A 19,480-nucleotide genomic window follows, 5' to 3' on the forward strand; every position below is an offset into this window, starting at 1 on the left:
CTGTGTGGAGTAATTAAAGATGCAAAAGCTAGCTGAGTTGTATCGTGGAAAGGCGAAAACCGTCTACACCACCGAAGATCCCGATCTCCTGGTGCTTGAATTTCGCAATGATACGTCAGCAGGAGACGGTGCGCGCATTGAACAGTTCGAGCGTAAGGGAATGGTGAATAACAAGTTCAACCATTTCATTATGAGCAAGCTGGAAGAAGCCGGCATTCCAACGCAAATGGTGAGACTGCTGTCTGACAATGAAGTGCTGGTGAAAAAGCTGGAGATGGTGCCGGTTGAATGTGTCGTGCGTAACCGGGCGGCTGGGTCGCTGGTTAAACGTCTGGGTATTGAAGAGGGAATTGAGCTGAACCCGCCGCTGTTCGATCTGTTCCTGAAAAACGATGCGATGCATGATCCGATGGTGAACGAATCGTATTGCAAGACGTTTGGTTGGGTGAGCGAGGCGCATCTGGCACGCATGAAAGAACTGAGCTACAAGGCGAACGAGGTGCTGAGTAAGCTGTTTGGCGATGCCGGGCTGATTCTGGTTGATTTCAAGCTGGAGTTCGGTCTGTTCAAGGGCGAAGTCGTACTGGGCGATGAATTCTCGCCAGACGGTAGCCGCCTGTGGGACAAGGAAACGCTGAATAAAATGGATAAAGACCGTTTCCGTCAGAGTCTGGGTGGGTTGATTGAAGCGTATGAAGAAGTTGCGCAGCGTATCGGCGTAAAATTAGACTAACTGCGCAATCGTTTACGTTCAGGTCGCGGCTTGCTGACGACTTGAACGTTTTCCAGCTATCGCGCGCGAGCTTTTTATCCCGGTTCTCCCGCCGCATGGCCTGTTGGCCTGCCCCCGACGCTGAATAGTGTTATCATCGCGGTTTTTCAACACTCCTAACCTGATTACTTTCGGCAGACAGATGGCTTATTTCGATCCAACATTGTTAATTCTGCTCGTGCTGGCGGGGCTGGGTATCATCAGCCACAACATGACGGTCACGCTGGCGATACTGGTTCTGCTGGCCGTGCGCATCACGCCGCTGAACAACTACTTCCCGTGGGTGGAAAAATACGGCCTGAGCATCGGCATCGTGATTCTGACGATTGGCGTGATGGCGCCGATTGCCAGCGGAAAAATTACCGCCAGCGAAGTCATGCACTCCTTCCTGCATTGGAAATCCCTGCTGGCGATCCTTATCGGCGTCGTGGTGTCCTGGCTTGGCGGACGCGGCGTGTCGCTGATGAGCCATCAACCTTCTGTCGTCGCAGGGCTGCTGGTGGGTACGGTCATGGGCGTGGCGTTATTTCGTGGCGTCCCCGTTGGGCCGCTGATCGCCGCCGGGCTGCTTTCATTGCTGATTGGCAAAACCTGAATACCACGACAGGTGTAAAGATGTCGCGTGATTTTCTCCACAGCCTGCGCCAGCAACAGCGTTATGGCGTGCGTCGTTTGCTGGTGCTGAGCGGTGAGGCGGACTGGTGTGAAGAACAGGCGCTGGCGCTCAGCCGTTTGTCGGCGGGTGATTGGCTGTGGATCAGCGAGCATGCGCCTGATTTCGCGATCTCGCTGCCTGCCGGTCGCGTGCGAACGCTGCTGGGACGCGAGTTTCAGCATGCGATTTTTGATGCCCGCAGAGGCGTGGATGTCGAGGCGCTGGCGATGCTGTCTGGCACGCTGCGGGCCGGGAGCTGGCTGATCTTACTGGCCCCGCCGTGGCAGACATGGCCGACGTTGCCGGATGAAGACAGCCTGCGATGGTGTGAACATCGGCAGCCGATATCGACTCCGCGTTTTATTGAGCATTTTCAGCGCCATCTGCAGGCAGACGAAGAGGTGGTTATCTGGCGGCAAGGGCGGGAACGGGCGATTCGGCCGCTGGCCGAGAGATCCGACTGGCAGCCCGTTCAGGGTGAGCCTACCGCGCGACAGCAGGGCATTCTGGACGAGCTGGATGCGGCGGCGTCTGGCGTATTTGTGATTACCGCACCGCGCGGAAGGGGGAAGTCGACGCTGGCGGGGATGTTAACGCAGCGTCGCCACGGTGCCTGCTGGATCGTTGCGCCATCCCGTTCTGCGACAGCGGTTCTGCACCAGCACGCGCGTGCCGACGCGCAGTTTTGGGCGCCGGATGCGCTACTGGCGCACTGCCGTCTGCATGGTGCCCCTGATATCGACTGGCTGCTGGTTGATGAGGCGGCGGCACTCCCGTCCTCCTTGCTCACCTCGCTGCTGCCGTATTTTCCCCGGGTTCTGCTGACGACGACGGTACAAGGCTATGAAGGTACGGGGCGGGGGTTCTTGTTGAAGTTCTGCGCCGCGTTGCCGCAGTGTCGCGTCTTTACGCTGGACGATCCTCTGCGCTGGGCGGTTAACGATCCGCTGGAGCGGGTGCTGGATCAGGTGCTGCTGTTTAACGACCCCATCGCGCTATCTTCCCCATCGGATCGCGCGGACGATGAACCGACGCCCGCCGACTGGGACATTCGCACTGAATGTGCCGACGACTGGCTGACATATCCCGAACGTTTAACCTGGTGTTATGCGCTACTGTGCAGCGCACATTACCGTACCTCTCCGCTGGATTTACGTCGCCTGATGGATGCGCCGGGAATGCATCTTGCCAGCGTCCGGATCGCGGGGGAGATACGCGGCGTCGTGTGGCTGGTGGAAGAGGGAGGGCTGCCAGCCTCGTTGGCGCACGAAATCTGGGCCGGGCGTCGGCGCCCGCGCGGTAATCTGGTGGCGCAATCGCTGGCGGCGCATGCCGGGTTGTGGCACGCACCGACGCTGCGCGCTCGCCGTGTGAGTCGTATTGCCATCGCATCATCCTGCCGTCGGCTTGGGATCGGTAAGGCGTTGATCGCCCATCAACGGCAAGAAGCGCAGCAGCAGGCGCTGGATTATCTGTCGGTCAGCTTTGGCTATCAGCCCGATTTGTGGGCATTTTGGCAGTCGTGCGGTTTTCAACTGGTTCGCATCGGTAGTCATCTGGAAGCCAGCAGTGGCTGTTATAGCGCCATGGCGGTATTGCCGCTGAGTGAAGCAGGGCGCCGTCTGGCGGAGCAGGGAAGCCGGCAACTGGCGCGTGACTGGCCTTGGTTGCAACGCCTGATCCCGCTGGCGCTTGCGTTGCCGCAGACGGAAGATGCCGGGCTGGATGATGACGACTGGCGCGCGCTGGCGGGATTTGCCTTTGCGCAGCGCCCGATGGAGGCCAGCTTTGCCGCGCTTTGTCGCTTGCTGGAGCGCCTCCCGTTGCGGCTGCCAGCGTTGCGTCTGCTGGCGGAAAAACCGGATGACATCGAGCGGATAGCCGTCACGCTGGGACTGGCCGGCAAGAAGGCGCTTGTGAAACGCTGGCGGGAGGAAACCGCCGGCGCGCTGTTCGCTCTTGATGCGCAACGGTGTGAGCGCTGGCGCGAGTGGGCACTGCCGGCCTCATCGGTGGGCGAGGTGCCGGACGGCGACTCTTCCGTAACGGCGGATTAGCGCGGAAAACCGGGCGAGATCGTTCCTGTGAGTGCCAATATCACGGTCAGAGATATCCTATCCGACCGCGATGAAGGATGGCGATCAGACGCGTTCGACGATCATGGCGATACCTTGCCCGCCGCCGATGCACAGCGTCGCCAATCCCAGCGTTTTGTTATAGCTGTGCAGCGCATGTATCAGCGTGACGAGAATACGCGCGCCGCTCGCGCCGATAGGGTGGCCTAACGCAATCGCGCCGCCGTTGACGTTCACTTTTTCCGGATCGAGCTGGAGATCGCGCTGGACAGCCAGAAACTGCGCAGCGAAGGCTTCGTTAGCTTCAATCAGGTCGATATCGCCGATCGTGAGCCCGGCTTTGAGCAGCGCCTTCTGCGTTGCCGGAATCGGCCCCAACCCCATGACGTCGCTTGGTACACCGGCTGATGCCCAGCTACGGATGCGCGCCAGCGGTTTGATACCCTGCTTTTTCGCCTCGGATTCGCTCATAAGCACCAGCGTCGCGGCGGCATCGTTAATGCCGGAAGCATTGCCTGCGGTGACGGTGCCGTGTGCGGAAAACGCTGGACGTAACGCCGCCAGCGACGACAGTGTAGTATCTGCCCGCGGGTACTCGTCCCGATCGAAAATCCGCGTCTCTTTTTTGCCGCGCAGCGACAGCGGCGTGATTTCCGCGTTGAAACGGCCACTTTCGATGGCGGCGACGGCTTTCTGCTGCGACGCCAGCGCGACCCGATCCTGCTCTTCACGTGTAAGCTGATAACGTTCGGCGATATTCTCCGCTGTCGTCCCCATATGATAGTCGTTAAAGGCGCACCACAGACCGTCGTTAATCATGATGTCAACGAGCTTGCCGTTGCCCATCCGATAGCCATGACGCGCTTTTTCCAGCAGATAAGGGGCTGCGCTCATGTTTTCCATCCCACCGGTGACGCAAACCTGATTATCCCCAGCCAAAATAGACTGCGCGCCCAGTACAACCGCTTTCAGGCCGGAGCCACAGACCTTGCTGACGGTCAAGGACGGGGTTGAAAAGGCGATACCGGCAGCCTGGCTGGCCTGATGCGCCGGGTTTTGCCCCAGACCCGCTTGCAGCACGTTGCCGAGAATCACCTCGTCAATCGCCAGCGTTTCCGGCAGCGTCGACAGGCAGTCGCGAATGGTCGCGGACGCCATCTCAATGGCGGAGGTATTGGCCAGACTGCCTGCGAATTTACCAATCGCGGTGCGTTTGGCGCTAACAATAACTACGGAATTATTCATGGTGGTCTCAGTTAATGAAGGCTAAAGGGTTTTAAGTCGGCGGATACGGTAAAGTTCGCTTCGGTTTTCTGGCGCAACGCGTCCACGGTGATGTCGGGGCTGATCTCGGTCAGCACCATTTGCCGGTCGATAAACTGGAAGACGGCGAGCTCGGTGACGACCATGCTGACTTTATTGGCGGCGGTCAGCGGGTAGGTGCACTGGTGCAATAGCTTCGCATCGCCATTTTTGGCGCAGTGTTCAAGCGCGATGATCACTTTCTTCGCACCGACGACCAGATCCATCGCGCCGCCCATACCGGGTACCATTTTCCCCGGCACCATCCAGTTGGCCAGGTTGCCCTGTTCATCTACCTGCAACCCTCCAAGCACGCAGACATCAACGTGGCCGCCGCGGATGAGCGCAAAAGAAAAGGCGCTATCGAACATCGACGCGCCGGGCACCATGCCGCACGGCTGGCCGCCTGCGTTCACCAGGTTGCCGTCGGGTTCGGTAACTGCGCCAAGACCGAGGAAGCCGTTCTCTGACTGGAACGTCACTTCAATGCCCTGCGGTACGTAATTCGCCACTTTGGTCGGCAGACCAATGCCCAAATTCACCACGTCGCCATTTTTCAGCTCCAGCGCGACGCGGCGGGCAATTAATTCTTTTGCATCCATTATTTTTCTCCCAAATAAAGGTGATCGACTAATGCCGCTGGGGTGACAATACATTCCGGTGCCAGTTGACCGACGGGAATAACCTGTTCACATTGTGCAATTACCTTTTCTGCGGCCAGCGCAATTAATGGGTTAAAATTACGTGCGGTGAGGTGATAAATAAGGTTTCCACGGGTGTCGGCAATACTGGCCTGTAATATGGCGAGATCTGCCTTAATCGGCAGTTCTAATAAATAAGTAATACCGTTAATCGTTATTTTCTGTTTATTCTTTTCGACGACGGTGCCGACGCCGGTTGGCGTCAAAAAACCGCCCAGACCCGCGCCGCCGCTGCGGATGCGTTCTGCCAGCGTCCCTTGTGGAACCAGCTCTACGTCTAATTCGCCGGCGAGCATGCGACGTCCGGTTTCCGGATTGGTGCCAATGTGTGAGGTAATCAGTTTTTTTACCTGACCACTGGCAATTAATGGCCCGATTCCGGTATCGACAAAGCCGGTGTCATTTCCTATCAGGGTTAAATCAGAGACGCCGGATTTAATGATTTCATCTACCAATAATTTCGGTGTTCCGATGCCCATAAAACCACCGAACAGGATTGTCATTCCGTTATATAAATAAGAACGGAATTGGCTGGCATCAATGATTTTATTTTTCATTGTACTATTACTCTGAAATATGGCCGCAAGCCGACCCCACAGATAAATAAATACCTGTTAATGTCAGAGAGGGTTGCGGCGAGTGTTAATGGCGAGACGGAGGGTAGGAGGAAATAGTCCTACCCTTTATTTTCATCGCCAGATTAAATATCGATATCCAGTATGGCTGAGCTTAACCCTTTACCATGCATATCCAACGCCAGCGAACGCGTAACCCCGCCGCCCAGCGCGCCGTACATGACGAAATTCAACGCGCCGATGGCGGGCAGCTCGTAGCGGATGACTTCCCCCGTGACGATATCGGCAAACCAGGCTTTCACCTTTTCAGGGGTTATTTTTTCTTTCAGTAATGCATAATCTTCCGCGCGGTAAGCAATCAGCGAAATATTAGAGGTATTTCCTTTGTCGCCGGTACGGGAGTGAGCAATTTCACGCAGTTTCATTAGTTAATCTCCAGATAATCAACGGCAGGGGTGACGCAGACGCGAGGCAGTAGGGTGGAATCCATCGCCAGTATTTCTTTTACCGCTTTGCTGACGCCGCCGCCGCCTGCCGGACCGTTGGTATAAAGGGTTTCGACTTCGTTACCGACTTTGACTGCCTGCGCTCTGGATGTGCAGCGTGCCGCGACGCGTGCGCGAACTTCATAAGGTTCATAGCCTTGAGAACGCTGTGCGCCGTGCAGCGCATCAATGCCAATCAGGTCATAGCGTATTTCCTGTGAATCAAACCGGCATAGCGCGAAGCGACCTTTGACGATGTCCAGCGCCAGACGGCCACGGGCCACGGCACCGGGGCCGGCGTAAGAAATTTCGCCTTCCCCGATGAACCCATCCTGATAACCGACGGATACTTTCAGCGTGTCGGTTTTTGCCCGTCCGATCGCCCCTTGCACGCGCACGCGGTTCTCACCGTCCTGCGTAAACGTGACGTGGCTAAAATCGGCAATGACGTCCGGTGTGATGTAACTGTCTGGACGATGAATTTCGTACAGCAGCTGTTCTTTGCAGGTATCGACGCAGACGCAACCGCCGGAACCTTCAACTTTGGTAATGACCGCGCAGCCATCTTCGGTGATTTCCGCAATCGGGAATCCCAGACGATCGAGGTTGGGAATGTCTTTAAAACCGGGATCGGCATAATAACCGCCGGTGATTTGGCCTGCGCACTCCAGAAGATGACCAATACAGGTGCCTTTGCCCAGATGTTCCCAGTCATCGGCAGCCCAGTTGAATTCGTACATCATGGCGGACAGGAACAGGGACGGATCGGATACGCGACCAGCAATGATCACGTCTGCGCCCTGACGCAGCGCTTCAACCAGCGCGTCTGCCCCCAGATAAGCATTGGCGGAAATGATGTCTTTACCGCAGCGTGATACGGGGTGACCCATCTCATCCAGCTTGGAATCCTGTGCAATCAGCACTGAGTGCACATCATCACCAGTCACGACGGCGATTTTCAGCTTGTCTGCACCAATCTCTTTGGCGATTTCCAGCACGCGCTGGCCGGCGGCGACAGGATTCGCCGACCCCATGTTGGTGATAATCTTGATCCCTTTCTCCAGACAAATCGGCAGTACGGCGTGCATGCGGTCGGCCAGCAGCTCGTTGTAGCCTTTTTCCGGGTTCTGCTGCTTCTGTTTTTGGCCGATGGCGATAGTGCGTTCCGCCAGACATTCAAAAACCAGATACTGAATGTCGCCTTTTTGAGCCAGTTCTACTGCCGGTTCGATGCGATCGCCAGCATAGCCGGCGCCAGAACCAATACGAATTGTCTTCATAAAATTACCTTTATCAATGAAATGTGTCTGTTGGCGTTATCAATGGGAAACGGTGTTTTCCTATAAAGGGAAGACCCCGAAGATGACGCAGGCGAACGTCATGATGACGCTGGCGGCCCAGAGCACAGGAATAGAGAACTTCTGGTGGTCGGCGAGATCGACACCCGCCAGGCTGACCAGCAGGAAGGTGGCCGGCGTCAGCGGGCTGACCGGGAAGCCTGTGGTCATCTGTCCTAATACGGAAGCCTGTGCGACCTGAATCGGCGGTACGCCCAGCATATCCACGGTATGGGCAATGACTGGCATGATGCCGAAGTAGTATGAATCAGGGTCGAATACCAGACTCAGCGGCATGGCGATCAGGCCGACGATAAATGGAATGTGGGAGGCAAAAGACTCCGGTACAAAGCTGACCGCCGAGAGCGACATGGCTTTTAGCATACCGGTGCCGCTCATGATGCCGGTGAACGCACCCGCGGCAAACAGGATGCTGGCCATCATCAGCGCGGCTTTGGCATGGGCATTAATACGTTCTTTCTGCATTTCAACGTTGGGGTAGTTAAACATCAGCGCCAGCGTCAGGGCGATCATGAAGGCGACCGTCGGCGAGATCTTGGTAAATACCATGGTGCCGATAACGGCAAGCACCAGCGCAATGTTGATCCAGAACATTTTCGGGCGACGCAGCGCTTTTTCCGCATCGGTCAACTCTTTCACGTGGTCTTCAGCCGTGATGGATGACGTGCCGCCGGCCAGCGGGTTACCGGATGCCAGCCCAAGACGTTTTTCTTCTTTCTTACCCCAGTAGTAGCCCATGAGCACCATAAAGGCCAGGCCGCAAAGCTGCGCCGGGATAAGTGGAATAAACAGATCATGTGTGGTGGTATTTAACGCAGCGGCGGCGCGGATCATCGGTCCGGTCCACGGCAGGAAGTTAACCCCGGCGCTGAGTGCGGTAATGCCAACCAGAATACGCTTATCCATGCCGAGCTTGTTAAACAGCGGCAGCATCGCGGGAATGGTGATCAGGAACGTCACGGCGCCGTTACCGTCCAGATGCGCAATCAGCGCCAGTACGCCCGTACCAATAATGATTTTAACCGGGCTGGTGCCGACCATGCGTAAGATGCCTTTGATGATAGGATCAAACATGCCGGCATCGGTGACGACACCGAAGAAGGCAATGGCAAACACAAACATCGCCGCCATCGGCGCCAGTTTGGTAATGCCATCGACGACGTATTTTGCGGTATCCGTGCCGCTGCCTGCAACGAGCGCGCCAAGAACGGGGATAACGATCAGCGCCACTAAAGGCGACATTCGTTTTGTCATGATGAAAAATAGCAGGGTGGCTATCGTGAGCACCCCAATGAGAGCTAGCATAAACGTTCCTCTTTAATAATATATTTGTCTGTTGTCTATCCGTTTTATTTACAATAAATTAAACAACTCAATAACAATCCATGTGATTATTAACAAAAGAAATCAGCTCTTTCCCCAGAGTCATTTGATTTTTTGTCTGCGCTAGTTTTATCACCCTCAAGCCTGCTTATACTAACTCGTAATTGAAATGGTTTTATTTGTAAATCTGATGGGTTTGTTTTATTTGTTAATGATATTAATTGTTTTGAATTTTTTATTGTTGTATAACGTGTTGATTTTTAATGAATGATAAGGTGGTTTATTCTGGTTGTTTTTTAAAGTTTGTGATTTATATCCAGAATGTCATATTTTATTTCTGATGGGTTTTTGGTGGGGGTAATTAAATAAATGCGGGGGTGATCATAAAAACTGTATTTGCTTTTTTTTTCTGTTGAATTTATTTCCTGCTTGCCGGAAACTTCATTTTATTTATATAAAAACACTATGAACTTATCGATAAAGCAATTACGGGCCTTTATCGCGCTGACTGAAACCGATAATTTCACTCGCGCCGCCCAAAAAATAAATCTCTCTCAGCCTGCATTTAGCTCATTAATTGCCGGATTAGAGGAAGAGGTCGGCTATCGGTTATTTGACCGTGATACGCGTAAAGTGCAGCTCAATGCCGATGGCCTCCATTTCATTGATATTGCCCGTCGGCTAGTGCAAACCCACGATGATGCCGTCGGCGAGATCAAGTCTTATGCCACGGGGTATAAAGGGAAGATTGTGCTGGCCGTGCTGCCGTCGATGGCCGTGGAGTGGTTGCCTCAGGTACTGGCGCAGTACCACCGCGCTTACCCCAAAATTAAGGTAGAACTGCTGGATACGCAGTGGGATCGCTGTCTGAAAGCGGTGCTGGACGGGCGCGCCGATCTGGCGCTAACGGCAGGGCAGCCATCGTCCGGAACGTTCAGTTCCCGCATGCTGTTTGCCGACAGTTTTTATCTGATCTGTCATCACGCGCACCCGCTGGCGCAGCGTGACAGCGTTGATGTGGCCGATGTCGCGCAATATCCGTTTGTCGGGTTCTGCAAAGGCACCAGCATCCGGCAGTACACCGATCGGCTCATTGAGCCGCATGGCTTTAACTATGTGCTGGAAGTGCGTCAGTTGACCACGATGATGGGGCTGGTGGCGGCAAATTACGGCGTCAGCATTGTGACGGGGCTGACGTTGTTCCAGTTCCAGCACAAAGACATTGCGATTATCCCATTTCGCGACTTATCGTTGCAGCGAGGTATTTATCTGGTGACGGACAGGGAGCGCCAGCTTTCGGTGTGTGCGAAAGAGTTTTATGACTTTCTTCTGGAACGGGCGGAAAGTTTTGTTCCCGCCGCGTAGAATCCAAACCGACAGCCGCGTGAGGCTTAGCTCGTCAGCGGGCGGTTCGGTAATGATAGGCGTCAGGGTTTTTTCTTCGGCCAGTCGTCGTCTTCGTCATCCCACTTATCGTTGTTATCGCGATGCGGGGGCAATTTCGGTTTATTGAGCAAAAAACGGGTATGGTCAATGTTGCGTAATTCTTTGATGCCATTAATCAACATGCCTATCAGGATAATCAGTATTACCCACCAGTAATCAGCCAGCCATGCCATATTATGCCTCATCAACATTATGAATGTAGCGGGTAAACAACTGCGGCAGATGCTGGCAAAGCCAGCGATAGCCAGCGATATCCTCACCTTGCCAGGCGGCAAGAATGAGTTCCGGTGTCAGCTGTTCCTCCGCATACTGTGCTAATGGATAATAGCTGATATGCCAGGGTTCGACTGCGACACCGCCGAGATCGTGCGCAAAAGGGCGATAAAAGCCGTATTCATGCATGTGCGCGCTCAGCCACGCATTCAGGGCGGCAAAATAACCGCCTTCTTCATATTCCCACGGCTCCAACTGAAGTTTTTTCCCTTCCGGCAACCGATCCGGGTCATAGATATCCAGATCGCAACCCCAGTGGTGGCGGCTGGTTCCCGGCAAGGCAGACCAGCGTAAGATAGCCTCACAGCATTCGCCTTCGCTTAACGCAGAGACGTCCAACGGCTGGCTGTGGGTATCCAGTACGGGGCGCTCTCCGCGAAATTTGCCATTCCAGATCTGCTTCTGGCGCTCGAAATCACGAAACGTACTGGCAGGCTGTAAATTAAAGCCCGCCGCTTTTGCCGCCTCTTGTAATGCCTTAAAGGCAGTGACGGCTTCCGGCTGGAGACGATGGTGGCCGCTCAGGGCGACCAGATGCTGGTCGCTTTTGCCGGTTAACATAGCGGGCGTCATCATGCGATAAGTTGCTCCATGACGCGTTGGTACATTCTGCTCAGTAATTGCAGATCCGCGGCGCTGACGCATTCATCCACTTTATGGATCGTGGCGTTTACCGGGCCGAGTTCCACCACCTGAGCCCCCATCCGGGCAATGAAACGACCATCGGAGGTCCCTCCGTTGGTCAATAGCGCTGGCGTGACCTCATTATAATGTTTGACGGCGTTCACCACCGCGTCGACCAACTCGCCGCGTGCCGTCAGGAATGGCTGGCCGGAGAGCTTCCAGTCGATGGTGTAATTCAACTGGTGGCGATCCAATAATTCCGCTACGCGCTGCTGGATTAATGCATCCGTTAATTCGGTGCTGAAACGGAAATTGAACTGCACAAACAGCTCGCCGGGAATGACGTTGTTGCTCCCCGTGCCTGCCTGAATATTGGCGATTTGCATGGTGGTCGGCGGGAAGAAGTCGTTGCCCCGATCCCACTCGGTGGCGATCAGTTCGTTGAGCGCCGGAGCGGCGCGATGCACGGGGTTGTCCGCCAGATGCGGATAGGCGACGTGCCCTTGTACACCGTGTATGTACAGGTTTGCCGTGATAGAGCCGCGGCGGCCATTTTTGACCACATCGCCCACGACGTGCGTACTGGACGGCTCGCCGACCAGACAGTAGTCCAGTCGCTCGTTGCGTGCCATCAACGCATCAACCACTTTTACCGTGCCATTCACGGCGCTGGCCTCTTCATCGGAGGTAATCAGGAACGCCAGACGCCCTTGATGGTTAGGATGGGCAGCGACAAAGCGTTCGGCGGCAATGACCATCGCAGCCAGCGACCCTTTCATATCGGCCGCGCCGCGGCCATACAGCATGCCGTCACGAATGGTGGGTTCAAACGGCGGGTGCTGCCATTGGCTTTCATCCCCGCTGGGCACGACATCGGTGTGCCCGGCGAAAGCTAACGTTGTTCCCGTGCCGCGCCATGCCCAGAAATTTTGCGTATCGCTAAAATCCATCCTTTCGATGGTAAAGCCCATCGCCGTCAGGCGTTCAATCATGAGCGCCTGACAGCCTTCATCATTCGGGCTGAGGGAAGGACGCTTAATTAACTGTTGAGCAAGCTCAATAACCGGACAAGACACGTTATATGTTCTCCGCAATAAATTCCTGATAGCTACTGGTGCTGAAGCCGAGCAGCATACTTCCCTTATCACTCACCAGCAACGGGCGTTTAATCAGCGCAGGCTGTTCCAGCATGGCGGCTTTTGCCGCTTGTGCGCCGTCGGGCGTATTGCTTGTGATGAGTTCGCGCTGCGCGTCGCTGAGTTTACGCCAGGTGGTCCCACGGGTGTTGAGCAGGGCCTGAAACCCCAGTTGATCGATAAAGCGTTGTAGCTGCTGGTCGTCCAGACCGTCGGCGCGATAATCGTGGAAGCGATACGCCACCTGCTGTTCTTCCAGCCAGCGACGGGCTTTCTTTATCGTGTCACAATTCTTGATGCCGTACATGGTCAGCGCCATAGAGGTAAAATCCTTTCTGCTTATATAAGAGTGCATGATGATAGCAGTTATCGAACAGCAAGACGGGATGAACCCGATCGTGTGATAGTCCAAGCATGCCGAAAAAAAATGAGGATATCTACAGTGAACTGCGTGCCGGAAATCGGCGGGAGTACATTTTTTATACGTTTAAAGACTTTTTATGATTAAAAAATGTGCGTATAATGCGCCGCTGTTAATCGTCAAGAGGTCCACATGATTGAAGTAGAAGTGAGTACTTGGAAAGATTTTATTGAAGCAATGTTGCGCAAATAAGAATAAGACGTTTTGGCCGTTATTGTTTATCAGGAATAAAATCATACAAATAAGCAGTATTGAGGCGCTCAATACTGCTTTTTTTCTGCAAAAAGGGGAAACCTGAGCGAATAAAAGAGGGTATTATTAAGTTTGCGGATGAGTTCCCTTTTATTCAATTAATTCATGTGGATGATTGGTTAAGTGCAAATTTTGCTGCGGCAATTGCATGTAGCTTGCTGGTATCAAAAAGAGGTACTGTCGCATCCTGGTCACCGATCAGTAACGGAATTTCTGTACAACCCAAGATGATGCCTTCTGCGCCTTGCTGTTCAAGCTGCTGGATAATGTCCCGATAGGCCTGCCGTGAGGCGTCGTTAATGTTTCCCAGACAGAGTTCGTCGTAAATGATGCGGTTAACGATCTCTTTCCCCTCATGGTCGGGAACCACTACCTCCACACCAAATCGTTCCTGAATGCGCTGGCGGTAAAAATCCTGCTCCATGGTATAGCGGGTTCCAAGCAGGCCAACTTTCTTCAGCCCGTGTTGTTTCAGGCTTACGCCGGTGGCGTCGGCAATGTGCAAAAGAGGAAGCTGGCAGGTGCGTTCAACGTCATCGGCCACTTTATGCATGGTGTTGGTACAAATGACGATAGCATCCGCGCCGGCATGACGTAATCCGACCGCGATAGCACTGAGTATCGCCGCCGCCTGTTGCCAGTCATCTCGCGCCTGTAACTGTTCGATTTCGTGAAAATCGACGCTGTGCAGGATGATTTTAGCGGAGTGCAGACCGCCAAGTTGGCTTTTCACATACTCGTTGATGATACGGTAATACGGAATAGTGGATTCCCAACTCATTCCCCCGATCAAACCCAGTGTTTTGCTTACCATGCGCCCCTCCTTCGATATCATAAAAAGTGATGAATTGACCAGAACTGAACTCTCTGTCTTCTGCATCGGGTTAAAATAGGGCTTCGGGTTCGTCCGGTATACATTTTTAGCGATTTTTATCACTTTTTATCCAACTTCAACTGGACAAAAGGCCAATCTATTGTTGTACTGTGTGTGACACAGATTTTGTGTCTTTCATTCATGTTAAAGGTAAGTTTGATGTCTAAGATTAAAGGTAGCGTTAAGTGGTTTAATGAGTCCAAAGGATTCGGTTTCATTACTCCTGAAGATGGTAGCAAAGATGTGTTTGTACACTTCTCAGCCATCCAGAGCAACGGTTTCAAAACTCTGGCTGAAGGTCAGCGCGTAGAGTTCGAAATCACTGATGGCGCAAAAGGTCCTTCTGCTGCTAACGTTATCGCTATTTAATTATACCGATTTCTTGAAAAACCCGCCTCGTGGCGGGTTTTTTTTTCGTTGCGAGATGGCGTCAGTGTGTTGTTATCCAGGTGACCAGGGCAAAAGCCAGTGCGGTCATAAGTAACGATCCCGCCAGATTCAACAAGAGGTGTAGCCCTGCCGCGGCCAGTTGCCCGCTTTGCAGAAAGATGACCACTTCCGCCGAAAACGTCGAAAACGTCGTTAATCCACCGCACAGTCCGGTGGTAATCAAAATTTTCCAGTCCTGATCGAGATGAGGGTAGCGCAGGAAAAAAGCCAGCGCGCCGCCAATAACAAAAGCGCCGATCAGGTTGGCGAACAGGGTGCCCAGCGGCAACGTGGGATAAAGATGGTTAAACTTCACGCCTAACTGCCAGCGCGCCACGCTGCCGACTCCGCCACCAATAAATACCGCGAGTAATGTACTAAACATAGAAACCTTGTCTTGGATTGTTTTGACGATCTCGGAGAGCGTTGAGCAGGATGCTACGCCCTCTGTGCGAGGTGGACGTAGACATCATTAGCCGAGTGGCGGTTGCACCCTATATTTCAGGCTGCCAGCGTTTTGGCGGCGTCAGGGGCGGGAGGAATGTCATCTCCGCTTTCGTAAGCGAAGTTTACGCCTTCACAAGGGATTTTTGTAGTAAAGGGGAGGGAAAGATGTAACGCGTGCTGAATGCCTTCGCCATGCGTCTTACTTTGTTACAGATGCGCATTGTATCGTGCTGCGTAAGGTTTTATAGAGAAGACAAGTAAAACATGCACGTGGTTTGCGACAACGTTATTTTCGCTCGCTGGCGTTTCCAGCATCATAAATCAGGTAGGTTTGTATGGAAGGTATCAGTATTGCCAAACTGTTGGTGATTGGCGCACTCATTATTTTGCTGTTTGGGACCAATAAACTCCGTAGTTTAGGCGGGGATTTGGGCGCAGCGATTAAAGGCTTCAAGAAAGCGATGAATGACGATCGGTCTGTAAAGACGGATGACGCTACCGGGCTGGGCGACTCGTCGCATAAAGAGTCCTGAGCGCAATAACATAAGAAAATGGACAGCAATTGCCGTCCATTTAATCCCACACAAAAAATGTGTAAAAAGATATGAGCGCTTATTTTACTTCAATGCCTTTGGCCTGTAAGTCGGCGTGATAAGACGAGCGAACAAATGGGCCGCAGGCCGCGTGGGTGAAGCCCATCGCCATTGCTTCGGCTTTCATCTCATCAAACTCATCCGGGCTGACATAGCGCTGGACTGGCAGGTGGTGGCGGCTCGGCTGTAAATATTGCCCCAGCGTCAGCATCGTCACCCCGTGGCGACGCAGATCGCGCATCACGTCCACGATTTCAGCGTTAGTTTCTCCCAATCCAACCATCAGGCCAGACTTGGTTGGGATATCCGGGTGGGCGTTTTTGAAGTTTTCCAGTAGCTTCAGCGACCACTCATAGTTCGCGCCGGGGCGCACCTGACGATAAATGCGCGGTACGTTTTCCAAATTGTGGTTGAATACATCCGGCGGCGTGACGGTCAGGATCTCCAACGCGCGATCCATGCGGCCCCGAAAATCCGGCACCAGCGTTTCGATACGAATATGTGGGTTTTTCCGGCGGATGGCGCTAATGCAATCTGCGAAGTGCTGAGCACCGCCATCGCGCAGGTCATCGCGGTCAACCGAAGTGATCACCACATAGCGTAAGCCCATGTCATGGATCGTCTGCGCCAGTTTTTCCGGCTCATTGGCGTCCGGCGCGAGCGGGCGACCGTGGGCAACATCACAGAACGGACAACGACGCGTACAAATTGCGCCCAGAATCATGAAGGTTGCGGTGCCGTGATTAAAACACTCTGCCAGATTGGGGCAGGATGCCTCTTCGCAAACTGAGTGTAACCCGTTTTTGCGCATGGCCGCTTTGATACCCTGAATACGGCTCGAATCCGCCGGAAGCTTAATCTTCATCCATTCAGGTTTGCGCAGGAGCGCTTCACGCTCGGTAGCGACTGTCCGCACCGGGATTAGCGCCATCTTATCGGCATCGCGGTATTTCACACCGCGTTCGATCTGAATCGGTTTACTCATGTTTGCGTCAGTTCCAGTTCTGAATCATTTCTTTGAATTTGTTATTGAAATTCAAAAGACGATGTTTCTCATTAAACTTTTTTTTAAAAAACTATAAAAATTATATCATCATGCCTGACGACAATCAGCCTTTGTGCAATCAAAGTGAAGAATTTATGTGAATAAAATGTAACTCAACAAAAAAATATCATATAACTGATTGTTTTTTATGGTCATAGGTGTTACCCCATCGGCTCACCCTGACGTTCCAGATCCCACGTAATAAGTTCATGCCCGGAATAGCCCACGAGCTGCAAAAAAGTCTCGATCAGCACTGGCGCAATATCATTCAGTGTGACATCAGGCACCAGGTCGCTTACCTGCGTCATCACCATACCGGCATAACCACATGGATTGATACGTAGGAAAGGAGAGAGATCCATGTCGATATTCAGCGCCAGCCCGTGGAAGGAACAGCCTTTGCGAATACGCAGCCCCAGCGAGCAGATTTTACGTTCGCCCACATAAACGCCGGGAGCGTCCGCGCGCGCATGGGCTGCTATCTGGAAGTGCGCGAGTGTGCCAATTACGGTATTTTCGATTGCAGTGACGAGCTGACGCACGCCGAGTTTGCGGCGCTTCAGGTCAATCAATACGTACATGACCTGCTGTCCGGGGCCATGATAGGTCACCTGTCCCCCTCTATCGCTTTGAATCACCGGAATATCGCCGGGCATAAGCACATGCTCAGCTTTACCCGCCTGACCTTGTGTGAACACGCGTGGATGCTGAACCAGCCAGATCTCATCCGGGGTTTTCTCATCACGTCGGTCGGTGAAATGATGCATCGCCAGAGAGACGGGCTCATAGGGTTGTACGTTGAGTTGACGTACGATGATCTTATCCTGTAGCAACGGTGTCATCTTCAGGTTAAGGAAAGGTGGGGGGATTATAACGGCGGGAAGCCTCAGCGAACAGCACTCTGCCAATTTTCCCGCACGTTCTTCTTACAGCACCATACGCACGATGTCGATGCTGCCCAGTTCTTCGTACAGCGTCTCCACCTGCTCGATGTGCATCGCGGTGATGGTAATGGAAACGGAATGATAGTTGCCCTTACTGCTGGGTTTGATCTGCGGCGTATAGTCGCCAGGCGCATGGCGCTGCACCACTTCAACGACCAAATCGACCAGCTCCGGTTTAGCTTCACCCATGACTTTGTAAGTAAAAGTACAAGGGAATTCCAGCAGTTCGTTTAATTTGGTTTTCATTTTCGCTCCAGAGAAGGGAGTACCTTGCTACGTTGTACCGCATGCGTTGGTGTGGGCATTTGGTAAATAAGACGGATAAAAAATAACACTCCCGCGCGGCGCGCGGGAGTTAATGATAACTTCTATATGGGGGCGTTGTGCCCTAAAACAAGCGCGTTAGCCGAACCAGTGGTGGAACATCAGTTTGATGTAGTCGATCATACGGCCAAAGATCCCGCCTTCTTTTACTTCGTTCATCACCACTAACGGACGCTGCTCGATCGTTTTGCCATCCAGTTGGAAGTTAATGGCGCCCACCACCTGATTTTTCGCCAGCGGCGCATGCAGTTCGGTTTTATCCAGTACATAGCTGGCTTTCAGATCTTTCATGCGGCCGCGTGGGATGGTCAGATAAACGTCTTTTTCCACCCCCAGCGCCACGCGGTCGGCATCGCCAAACCAGACGGGCTCGGAAGCAAACTCTTTTCCGGTTTTCAGTGGCGCGACGGTTTCAAAGAAACGGAAACCCCAGGTTAGCAATTTTTTGCTTTCTGTTTCGCGTCCTTTGGCATTACGTCCGCCCAGTACCGCCGAGATCAGACGCATCTGGCCTTCTGTCGCTGAAGCAACCAGATTGTAACCTGCCGCCGAGGTATGGCCGGTTTTGATACCATCGACATTCAGGCTGGTATCCCACAGCAGGCCGTTGCGGTTCGGCTGGCGGATATTGTTGAAGGTGAAGTCTTTCTCTTTGTAGGTCGCGTATTCTTCCGGCACATCGCGGATTAAGGCTTGGCCGATCAGCGCCATATCGCGCGCAGAACTGAACTGTCCCGGTGCGTCCAGACCGTGTACGGTTTCGAAATGGGTATTTTGCAGCCCCAGCGCTTTAACGTAGCTGTTCATCAGGTTGACGAACGCATCCTGACTCCCGGCAACGTAGTCCGCCATGGCGACGCAGGCATCATTACCGGATTGCAGGATAATCCCCCGGTTTAACTGGGAGACGGGAACGCGATCCCCCGGTTTGAGGAACATCAGGGACGATCCCTGAAATACCGGGTTGCCGGTTGCCCAGGCGTCTTTCCCCACGGTGACGATATCGTTTGGGGTAATTTTCCCTGACTTGATCGCCTGCCCAATAACGTAGCTGGTCATCATTTTTGTCAGGCTGGCAGGATCGCGACGCGCGTCGGCGTTCATTTCGGCCAACACTTTCCCGGAGTTGTAATCAATCAGGATGTAGGATTCAGCATCGATTTGCGGAACACCGGGGATCATCGTTTTGAGATTGATATCTTCGGCGTGAGCAAAAGAGGAAGCGCTGATGACGAGCAGTGCGCTAAGCAGAGTAAACTTGGTAAAACGAGACGTGTTTGCAGTATTCATGATTGGAACAACAACATCCGTGGATATAAGTTAAAAAAACGAATCACACTATAGCAGATGGAAAATAGGCCGGCATCAGACATTACGTTACGTGATTTTGCGAAAAGGCGGAATGTTCAATGCCATAGCCGCCGTT

23 protein-coding genes and 1 riboswitch are annotated in these 19,480 nt (G+C 53.4%); of the genes, 7 read left to right on the plus strand and 16 right to left on the minus strand.

What is annotated here, in order from left to right; genetic code table 11:
- The first annotated feature begins 19 nt into the window (after positions 1-19).
- From purC to EDC54_RS01675, 3 genes are all read left to right on the plus strand, one after another.
- Complete coding sequence (gene purC, locus EDC54_RS01665; protein WP_132452608.1) at positions 20-733, plus strand: phosphoribosylaminoimidazolesuccinocarboxamide synthase; 714 nt, start codon at positions 20-22, stop codon at positions 731-733.
- Between the two features lie 181 nt (positions 734-914).
- The gene (locus EDC54_RS01670) at positions 915-1,367 is read left to right on the plus strand and encodes a DUF441 domain-containing protein (RefSeq protein ID WP_132452610.1); all 453 of its coding nucleotides are present in this window, start codon (positions 915-917) and stop codon (positions 1,365-1,367) included.
- 20 nt (positions 1,368-1,387) lie between these two features.
- Entirely contained in the window at positions 1,388-3,484 is a 2,097-nt protein-coding gene (locus tag EDC54_RS01675; protein ID WP_132452612.1) for a tRNA(Met) cytidine acetyltransferase TmcA, read from the plus strand.
- A gap of 84 nt (positions 3,485-3,568) precedes the next feature.
- Here EDC54_RS01675 and EDC54_RS01680 read toward each other — a convergent pair whose 3' ends face one another.
- The 6 genes from EDC54_RS01680 to EDC54_RS01705 all read right to left on the minus strand — a co-directional run bounded on the left by EDC54_RS01680 (position 3,569) and on the right by EDC54_RS01705 (position 9,228).
- Positions 3,569-4,747 (minus strand): acetyl-CoA C-acetyltransferase, encoded by a 1,179-nt coding sequence (locus EDC54_RS01680; protein WP_132452614.1) that lies wholly within the window; start codon positions 4,745-4,747, stop codon positions 3,569-3,571.
- Positions 4,748-4,758: 11 nt separating this feature from the next.
- A complete protein-coding gene (locus EDC54_RS01685) occupies positions 4,759-5,406 on the minus strand; it encodes a 3-oxoacid CoA-transferase subunit B (protein ID WP_132452616.1) in 648 nt (215 codons plus the stop codon).
- Positions 5,406-6,062, minus strand: coding sequence for an acetate CoA-transferase subunit alpha (gene atoD, locus EDC54_RS01690; protein WP_132452618.1), 657 nt, complete (start codon positions 6,060-6,062; stop codon positions 5,406-5,408). The genes EDC54_RS01685 and atoD overlap by 1 nt, the downstream gene beginning before the upstream one ends.
- Positions 6,063-6,205: 143 nt before the next feature.
- Positions 6,206-6,505 (minus strand): AtuA-related protein, encoded by a 300-nt coding sequence (locus EDC54_RS01695; protein ID WP_132452620.1) that lies wholly within the window; start codon positions 6,503-6,505, stop codon positions 6,206-6,208.
- Positions 6,505-7,845 carry an acyclic terpene utilization AtuA family protein gene (locus EDC54_RS01700; protein ID WP_132452622.1) on the minus strand — a complete coding sequence of 447 codons (1,341 nt, stop codon included), beginning with the start codon at positions 7,843-7,845 and terminating at the stop codon, positions 6,505-6,507. Before EDC54_RS01700 ends, EDC54_RS01695 begins: the two co-directional genes overlap by 1 nt.
- Before the next feature lie 60 nt (positions 7,846-7,905).
- The gene (locus EDC54_RS01705) at positions 7,906-9,228 is read right to left on the minus strand and encodes a CitMHS family transporter (RefSeq protein WP_132452624.1); all 1,323 of its coding nucleotides are present in this window, start codon (positions 9,226-9,228) and stop codon (positions 7,906-7,908) included.
- Between the two features lie 483 nt (positions 9,229-9,711).
- Here EDC54_RS01705 and EDC54_RS01710 point away from each other — a divergent pair, with 483 nt between their 5' ends.
- Positions 9,712-10,611 carry a LysR family transcriptional regulator gene (locus tag EDC54_RS01710; RefSeq protein ID WP_132452626.1) on the plus strand — a complete coding sequence of 300 codons (900 nt, stop codon included), beginning with the start codon at positions 9,712-9,714 and terminating at the stop codon, positions 10,609-10,611.
- 62 nt (positions 10,612-10,673) lie between these two features.
- On the opposite strand, the gene EDC54_RS01715 is transcribed toward EDC54_RS01710, so the two are convergent.
- From EDC54_RS01715 to EDC54_RS01730, 4 genes are read right to left on the minus strand one after another with little or no spacing between them, the layout of a single operon-like run.
- Positions 10,674-10,865 (minus strand): YpfN family protein, encoded by a 192-nt coding sequence (locus EDC54_RS01715; RefSeq protein WP_132452628.1) that lies wholly within the window; start codon positions 10,863-10,865, stop codon positions 10,674-10,676.
- Between the two features lies 1 nt (position 10,866).
- Positions 10,867-11,541 (minus strand): M15 family metallopeptidase, encoded by a 675-nt coding sequence (locus EDC54_RS01720; RefSeq protein WP_132452630.1) that lies wholly within the window; start codon positions 11,539-11,541, stop codon positions 10,867-10,869.
- Positions 11,538-12,665 (minus strand): succinyl-diaminopimelate desuccinylase, encoded by a 1,128-nt coding sequence (gene dapE / locus EDC54_RS01725; RefSeq protein ID WP_132452632.1) that lies wholly within the window; start codon positions 12,663-12,665, stop codon positions 11,538-11,540. Before dapE ends, EDC54_RS01720 begins: the two co-directional genes overlap by 4 nt.
- Before the next feature lies 1 nt (position 12,666).
- The gene (locus EDC54_RS01730) at positions 12,667-13,044 is read right to left on the minus strand and encodes an ArsC family reductase (protein ID WP_132452634.1); all 378 of its coding nucleotides are present in this window, start codon (positions 13,042-13,044) and stop codon (positions 12,667-12,669) included.
- 234 nt (positions 13,045-13,278) lie between these two features.
- On the opposite strand from EDC54_RS01730, the gene ypfM reads away from it, so the two are divergent.
- Positions 13,279-13,338, plus strand: coding sequence for a protein YpfM (gene ypfM, locus EDC54_RS18210; protein ID WP_165904266.1), 60 nt, complete (start codon positions 13,279-13,281; stop codon positions 13,336-13,338).
- 163 nt (positions 13,339-13,501) lie between these two features.
- On the opposite strand, the gene EDC54_RS01735 is transcribed toward ypfM, so the two are convergent.
- A complete protein-coding gene (locus tag EDC54_RS01735) occupies positions 13,502-14,212 on the minus strand; it encodes an aspartate/glutamate racemase family protein (protein WP_132452636.1) in 711 nt (236 codons plus the stop codon).
- Between the two features lie 219 nt (positions 14,213-14,431).
- On the opposite strand from EDC54_RS01735, the gene cspE reads away from it, so the two are divergent.
- Complete coding sequence (cspE, locus tag EDC54_RS01740) at positions 14,432-14,641, plus strand: transcription antiterminator/RNA stability regulator CspE (RefSeq protein ID WP_132452638.1); 210 nt, start codon at positions 14,432-14,434, stop codon at positions 14,639-14,641.
- 61 nt (positions 14,642-14,702) lie between these two features.
- Here cspE and crcB read toward each other — a convergent pair whose 3' ends face one another.
- Positions 14,703-15,086, minus strand: coding sequence for a fluoride efflux transporter CrcB (gene crcB, locus EDC54_RS01745; protein WP_132452640.1), 384 nt, complete (start codon positions 15,084-15,086; stop codon positions 14,703-14,705).
- Between the two features lie 71 nt (positions 15,087-15,157).
- Positions 15,158-15,262: riboswitch (Fluoride riboswitch) on the minus strand.
- A 221-nt stretch (positions 15,263-15,483) separates the two neighbouring features.
- On the opposite strand from crcB, the gene tatA reads away from it, so the two are divergent.
- Positions 15,484-15,681 carry a Sec-independent protein translocase subunit TatA gene (gene tatA / locus EDC54_RS01750; RefSeq protein WP_132452642.1) on the plus strand — a complete coding sequence of 66 codons (198 nt, stop codon included), beginning with the start codon at positions 15,484-15,486 and terminating at the stop codon, positions 15,679-15,681.
- Between the two features lie 79 nt (positions 15,682-15,760).
- Here tatA and lipA read toward each other — a convergent pair whose 3' ends face one another.
- From lipA to dacA, 4 genes are all read right to left on the minus strand, one after another.
- On the minus strand, positions 15,761-16,726 hold the full coding sequence (gene lipA, locus EDC54_RS01755) for a lipoyl synthase (RefSeq protein ID WP_132452644.1): 966 nt from the start codon (positions 16,724-16,726) through the stop codon (positions 15,761-15,763).
- Positions 16,727-16,947: 221 nt separating this feature from the next.
- Complete coding sequence (gene lipB, locus EDC54_RS01760) at positions 16,948-17,628, minus strand: lipoyl(octanoyl) transferase LipB (protein WP_196238427.1); 681 nt, start codon at positions 17,626-17,628, stop codon at positions 16,948-16,950.
- An 84-nt stretch (positions 17,629-17,712) separates the two neighbouring features.
- Positions 17,713-17,976, minus strand: a complete 264-nt coding sequence (gene ybeD / locus EDC54_RS01765; protein ID WP_132452646.1) for a DUF493 family protein YbeD — start codon at positions 17,974-17,976, stop codon at positions 17,713-17,715.
- 156 nt (positions 17,977-18,132) lie between these two features.
- Complete coding sequence (dacA, locus tag EDC54_RS01770) at positions 18,133-19,344, minus strand: D-alanyl-D-alanine carboxypeptidase DacA (RefSeq protein WP_132452648.1); 1,212 nt, start codon at positions 19,342-19,344, stop codon at positions 18,133-18,135.
- Positions 19,345-19,480 lie beyond the last annotated feature (136 nt).

The organism is Samsonia erythrinae (assembly GCF_004342665.1).
GTDB classification, from domain to species: Bacteria; Pseudomonadota; Gammaproteobacteria; order Enterobacterales; family Enterobacteriaceae; genus Samsonia; species Samsonia erythrinae.

Coding starts and splice junctions, on each gene's coding strand:
- purC (WP_132452608.1), top strand. CDS start 20: ATGCAAAAGCTAGCTGAGTTGTATCGTGGAAAGGCGAAAACCGTCTAC.
- EDC54_RS01670 (WP_132452610.1), top strand. CDS start 915: ATGGCTTATTTCGATCCAACATTGTTAATTCTGCTCGTGCTGGCGGGG.
- EDC54_RS01675 (WP_132452612.1), top strand. CDS start 1,388: ATGTCGCGTGATTTTCTCCACAGCCTGCGCCAGCAACAGCGTTATGGC.
- EDC54_RS01680 (WP_132452614.1), bottom strand. CDS start 4,747: ATGAATAATTCCGTAGTTATTGTTAGCGCCAAACGCACCGCGATTGGT.
- EDC54_RS01685 (WP_132452616.1), bottom strand. CDS start 5,406: ATGGATGCAAAAGAATTAATTGCCCGCCGCGTCGCGCTGGAGCTGAAA.
- atoD (WP_132452618.1), bottom strand. CDS start 6,062: ATGAAAAATAAAATCATTGATGCCAGCCAATTCCGTTCTTATTTATAT.
- EDC54_RS01695 (WP_132452620.1), bottom strand. CDS start 6,505: ATGAAACTGCGTGAAATTGCTCACTCCCGTACCGGCGACAAAGGAAAT.
- EDC54_RS01700 (WP_132452622.1), bottom strand. CDS start 7,845: ATGAAGACAATTCGTATTGGTTCTGGCGCCGGCTATGCTGGCGATCGC.
- EDC54_RS01705 (WP_132452624.1), bottom strand. CDS start 9,228: ATGCTAGCTCTCATTGGGGTGCTCACGATAGCCACCCTGCTATTTTTC.
- EDC54_RS01710 (WP_132452626.1), top strand. CDS start 9,712: ATGAACTTATCGATAAAGCAATTACGGGCCTTTATCGCGCTGACTGAA.
- EDC54_RS01715 (WP_132452628.1), bottom strand. CDS start 10,865: ATGGCATGGCTGGCTGATTACTGGTGGGTAATACTGATTATCCTGATA.
- EDC54_RS01720 (WP_132452630.1), bottom strand. CDS start 11,541: ATGATGACGCCCGCTATGTTAACCGGCAAAAGCGACCAGCATCTGGTC.
- EDC54_RS01730 (WP_132452634.1), bottom strand. CDS start 13,044: ATGGCGCTGACCATGTACGGCATCAAGAATTGTGACACGATAAAGAAA.
- EDC54_RS01735 (WP_132452636.1), bottom strand. CDS start 14,212: ATGGTAAGCAAAACACTGGGTTTGATCGGGGGAATGAGTTGGGAATCC.
- cspE (WP_132452638.1), top strand. CDS start 14,432: ATGTCTAAGATTAAAGGTAGCGTTAAGTGGTTTAATGAGTCCAAAGGA.
- crcB (WP_132452640.1), bottom strand. CDS start 15,086: ATGTTTAGTACATTACTCGCGGTATTTATTGGTGGCGGAGTCGGCAGC.
- tatA (WP_132452642.1), top strand. CDS start 15,484: ATGGAAGGTATCAGTATTGCCAAACTGTTGGTGATTGGCGCACTCATT.
- lipA (WP_132452644.1), bottom strand. CDS start 16,726: ATGAGTAAACCGATTCAGATCGAACGCGGTGTGAAATACCGCGATGCC.
- lipB (WP_196238427.1), bottom strand. CDS start 17,628: ATGACACCGTTGCTACAGGATAAGATCATCGTACGTCAACTCAACGTA.
- ybeD (WP_132452646.1), bottom strand. CDS start 17,976: ATGAAAACCAAATTAAACGAACTGCTGGAATTCCCTTGTACTTTTACT.
- dacA (WP_132452648.1), bottom strand. CDS start 19,344: ATGAATACTGCAAACACGTCTCGTTTTACCAAGTTTACTCTGCTTAGC.